Origin of the sequence: Streptomyces sp. 8K308 (assembly GCF_004348315.1) — a bacterium.
GTDB lineage: Bacteria > Actinomycetota > Actinomycetes > Streptomycetales > Streptomycetaceae > Streptomyces.
In genome coordinates, this window is record NZ_SMKC01000495.1 from 1 (window position 1) to 3,972 (window position 3,972).

Consider the following 3,972-nt stretch of genomic DNA (forward strand, 5'->3'; position numbering starts at 1 on the left):
TACCAGGGATCGAGGTACGGGCCGGCCTCCGGGCGGATCCACGCCTCCAACGGCCGCACATCGGCGCCGAGCTCCACCGCGTAGGCCAGGGTCGGGGTGGCGTACCAGGCCGGGCCCGTCGGCCGCTGCCCGCTCGGGGTGAACGGGTTGGGCAGGCGCGGGTCGATCTCCACGCCGGACAAGTCGACGTACCACGCGCCGGGCAAGGACTTGTCGAACCGCGGCCCGTCGGTGTGCACGGCTTCGCCCAGGCCGACGCTCAACCTGTTCGCGGCGGCGGCGAACGCCATGTTCACATCGAGCCCGACCGCGAACGGCTGGGCGCATTCGTCGTCGTCCAGGAGCTCGACGCCGCGCACCCACTCGTACGCCTCTTCCTCGAGGACCTGGTCCTCCGGCCGGCCCTGGGCGACGGGGTGTTCGGCCGGGGCCTCCGGCGGCGCCGGCTCCACAGCCCGCGTGAGCGAGCCAGGCACCACACCGGACGTCCAAGCGCCGGCGTCGCTGCGGACCGCGCGGGTCGGCGGCCGAAGCGCGGTCATCAACTCCAGGCCCGAGACGGCCGTGGAGCCGCGCGGGGTGAGGACCCGGGTCGCGTAGGTGCTGAGGACCCGCGCGATGTCGCTGGCCGGCAGCTGGTCCACACCGGGCCAGGAGCGGCTGTCGAGGGCGCCCCAGGGCAGGATCGCGAGCTGGACGCACTGCCGGGCCCCGCCGGCCTCCACCGGGCGGTAGACACGCGCCCACGGCCCGAACCCGCGCTTCGTGAGCTGCCAGCCGGCGGCCACGACGTCGCGTACCGCCTGGTGGTCGTCGGGCAGGCGCAGACCGCGCCGATCCGCCAATTCGCCGGGCAGCCCGAGGTGTTCGACGGCGGCCGCGGTGAGGACGACCAGCGGGTCGGCATCCCGGCCGGCACGGTGCAGACGCTCCTGCCCGAGCCCGGCGCCGAGCGCCCAGTCGACCAGCTGCGCGACGGTGGCGGCTGGGCAGTCCAGGGCCCGACCGTCGACCAGGTGCGCGGCGCCGTCGCCGTCCAGGACCGCGAGCGGCCCGGCCGGGTACTTCGCGTCGGCCGTGGTGCCGGCTGGCGACGATGCCGGCGCCTTCGAGGCCGTCTTCGCGGCCGGCCGGCGCGAGTTCGTCGACGTCCTGCTCCTGGTCGTGCTCGCCGAGGTTGGGGCCGGCACCGCGGCCGCCGACTCGGCGGCTGCGGTGGGCGCCTGGGGTGGGGTGGCGGAGGCCTGCGGCGAGCTCGCGCGGCCGCCGGACTCCGGCGCGCTGACCTGCGGTTCGGCAGATGCCGGGTAGCGCTGCGCGAGGCCTTCGAGGAGACGAGCGTAGGCGGCGCGACGTTGCTTCGTCGGCTCCGAGCGGCCCGTCTCCCAGCCGGTCACCGTCGAAGTGCTGACGCCGAACGCGCTGGCAATATCGGGCCGGGAGAGGCCGGCGGCCTCCCGCAGCCGCAGCCGTTCCGCCGGCTCAGGCAGCGGCTTGGCTTGCTCGAGGAGCGCGTCGACCGCGCCGAACAGGTCATCCATGCCAGGTCCTCTAGTCGGTGGGGGTCGGGTCCGAGGTGGGGTATTTCGCGGCCCATCCGTCCAGAAGTCGCTTGTAGGCCTGGAGGCGTGGGGGGCGGGGTGTCTTGCGGCCGGACTCCCAGGCGATCACCGTCTCCCGTCGTGCTTGTAGAACCTGAGCGACTTCCTCCTGGGTCAGCCCGGCGGCCTCTCGCAGACGGATTCGTTCGGCGGGCGGCGGCAGCATCGGGCCCCGCGCCAAGACTTCGTCGACGGCCGCGAAGAGCTCGTCTTCTGTGGGCATTCGTGACCTCCTCTCCCGCGAGTCTACATGAAGCGAACTATAGAACACACCTTCAAACTAACATTGAAGACCACATATGAGGTAACATTGAAGGTGGTGCGCGAGTCGGGAGCCACTGCCACACCCTTGGAGGAAGAGCCGGTGAGCGAGCGCAATGTCGTTCCGGTCGTACTGCCAGAGGAGACGAGCCGTCAGGTGCTGGACCGGCGGATCCTGCCGGCGTGGACCAGCGGCGCCGTTCCTCAGGAGCGGCCGGTCGTTGTGTTCGTCTGCGGCCCACCCGGTGCCGGTAAGTAGGTGTTGTGGTTCCGATCGTGAGGGTTGTGCGTCGAACGGGAGTCTCGATCGGGTGATCGCAGCTGGCGGCGTGCATGAAGGCAGGGCCTCTTGGTAGCTCGGGGTTGCGAATCCGACCGAGATCCAGGAGACCCTGTTGCCGCAGTTGTACGTGCTCGCGCCGGTCGAGTTCAACTCGGTTGCCCCGACGTGTGATTGTGTCGCTCACCGGTTCGGGAATGCGGCCGATCACCCGGAACGTGTTCGGCGGTATCCCTCGGACATGACGGATGCGGAGTGGGCCGTGGTCCGGCCGCTGCTGCCGGTGCCGGCCTGGCTGCGCGGCCGGGGCGGGCAGCCGGAGGCGTACTGCCACCGGGCGATACTGGATGCGATCCGCTATCTGGTCGACAACGGCATCAAGTGGCGGGCGATGCCCGGGGACTTCCCGCCATGGGACCGGGCATACGCGTTCTTCCGCCGCTGGCGCGACCAGGTGCTGGTCAGGGAGTTCCACGACCGGTTGCGTGATCGGGTACGGCAGAAAGCGGGACGGGATGCGCAACCCACGGCCGGCGTGATCGACTCGCAGTCCGTCAGGGCGGACGCCGTCGTCGGTGCGGACAGCCGCGGCTTCGACGGCGGCAAGCTGGTCAACGGCCGCAAGCGGCACGTCGTGGTCGACACGCTCGGCCTGCTGCTGGGCGTGATGGTCACTGCCGCGGACACCGGCGACCGCACCGCCGCGCAGGCCCTGCTGCGACAAGTCACCGACGCGCACCACCTGCTGGCCCTCATCTGGGCCGACGGCGGCTATACCGGCAGCCTCGTGGAGTACTGTCTGGCCGCGCTCGCGCTGGTGCTCGCGATCGTCAAGCGGGGCGACGGCCAGAAGGGGTTCGTGGTGCTGCCCAAGCGGTGGATCGTCGAGCGGTTCTTCGCCCACCTGATGCGCACCCGCCGCCTGGCGCGCGACTTCGAACGCCGCACTACCAGCGCCGAAGCGATGATCTACTGGTCGATGACACTGCTCATGACCCGCCGCCTGGCCCGACCACGCCCGCAGCCGTCGTGAATCGGCCCGGCGCCGGCTCGGCCAGCCAACCACGCGCGACCAGGCGTTTCGCCTTCGACCGCAGTGCCTCCACCCGCGCCGGCACCACGTCCATGCCGAATAAGACGGCCATCTCCTGCAGGTGGCCGATCCTTGACCGAGCCGGACACGCTCTGCGAGGGCCTGCAGGATGCGCTGGTAGTCCACCGACAGCACCGCCCAGGAAAGGCCCTCACGCCACACCGGCACCTGCGACTTCGGCTTCGCCGCATCCCGGGGCGTCGACGGCACCTCCGCACCCCGCGGGTACGGGGCGGCCTCCGTGACGGCGGTGCTGCTGACGTCCGAAGCCAGCACCGTATCGACCCGCCTACGCGCGATCGCCCACTCCTGCCATTCCTGCTCGGCCGCGGCCAGCTCGGCCTGGATGCGATCGGCCTCCTCGCGCAGCCCGTCGACTCGACGGCGAGCTGCGAGCTCGTGCTGTTCCAGCAGTCCGACAACCGACGGCATCCGCGGCCTCCCAGGGAGCGACGACACGACAGGCCACCACTCCCACGGAATCACCGACCCTATGCCGGACCAGCGAAAACGCCGCCCTCAAGCCCGGAAAGACAACAACTTCTGAGCTTGGTGTTTAACCTTGGCCGTTCACCTGACCTGCTGATCTTGATTCTTTCCCGGGACAGCGGGGCGGCCGTTCTTCACGCTTCGAGGTGTCGAGCAACGTCGCGTGAAGGAACGGCCGCTGGTGAAGAGTCTCGCCCCTGAACAGACCGCTGACGCCGCGTTGGGCGTCCTGTCCCACTTTCGTGTCG

The 3,972-nt window shown here is 70.6% G+C and carries 3 protein-coding genes and 1 pseudogene; 1 reads left to right on the forward strand and 3 read right to left on the reverse strand.

From position 1 onward, the window contains the following. Together E1265_RS34630 and E1265_RS34635 are read right to left on the reverse strand one after the other, a co-directional pair. The coding region (locus tag E1265_RS34630) for a helix-turn-helix transcriptional regulator (RefSeq protein ID WP_132934920.1) at window positions 1–1,541 on the reverse strand (1,541 nt) is incomplete at its 3' end. Window positions 1,542–1,551: 10 nt separating this feature from the next. After that, window positions 1,552–1,824 (reverse strand): helix-turn-helix transcriptional regulator, encoded by a 273-nt coding sequence (locus E1265_RS34635; protein WP_132934921.1) that lies wholly within the window; start codon window positions 1,822–1,824, stop codon window positions 1,552–1,554. Between the two features lie 433 nt (window positions 1,825–2,257). Here E1265_RS34635 and E1265_RS34640 point away from each other — a divergent pair, with 433 nt between their 5' ends. Next, entirely contained in the window at window positions 2,258–3,175 is a 918-nt protein-coding gene (locus E1265_RS34640; protein WP_243741323.1) for an IS5 family transposase, read from the forward strand. Here E1265_RS34640 and E1265_RS40070 read toward each other — a convergent pair. After that, window positions 3,132–3,667, reverse strand: a pseudogene (locus tag E1265_RS40070) (hypothetical protein). The gene E1265_RS34640 and the pseudogene E1265_RS40070 sit on opposite strands and share 44 nt — an antisense overlap. Between the last annotated feature and the right edge of the window lie 305 nt (window positions 3,668–3,972).

Coding starts and splice junctions, on each gene's coding strand:
- E1265_RS34635 (WP_132934921.1), bottom strand. CDS start 1,824: ATGCCCACAGAAGACGAGCTCTTCGCGGCCGTCGACGAAGTCTTGGCG.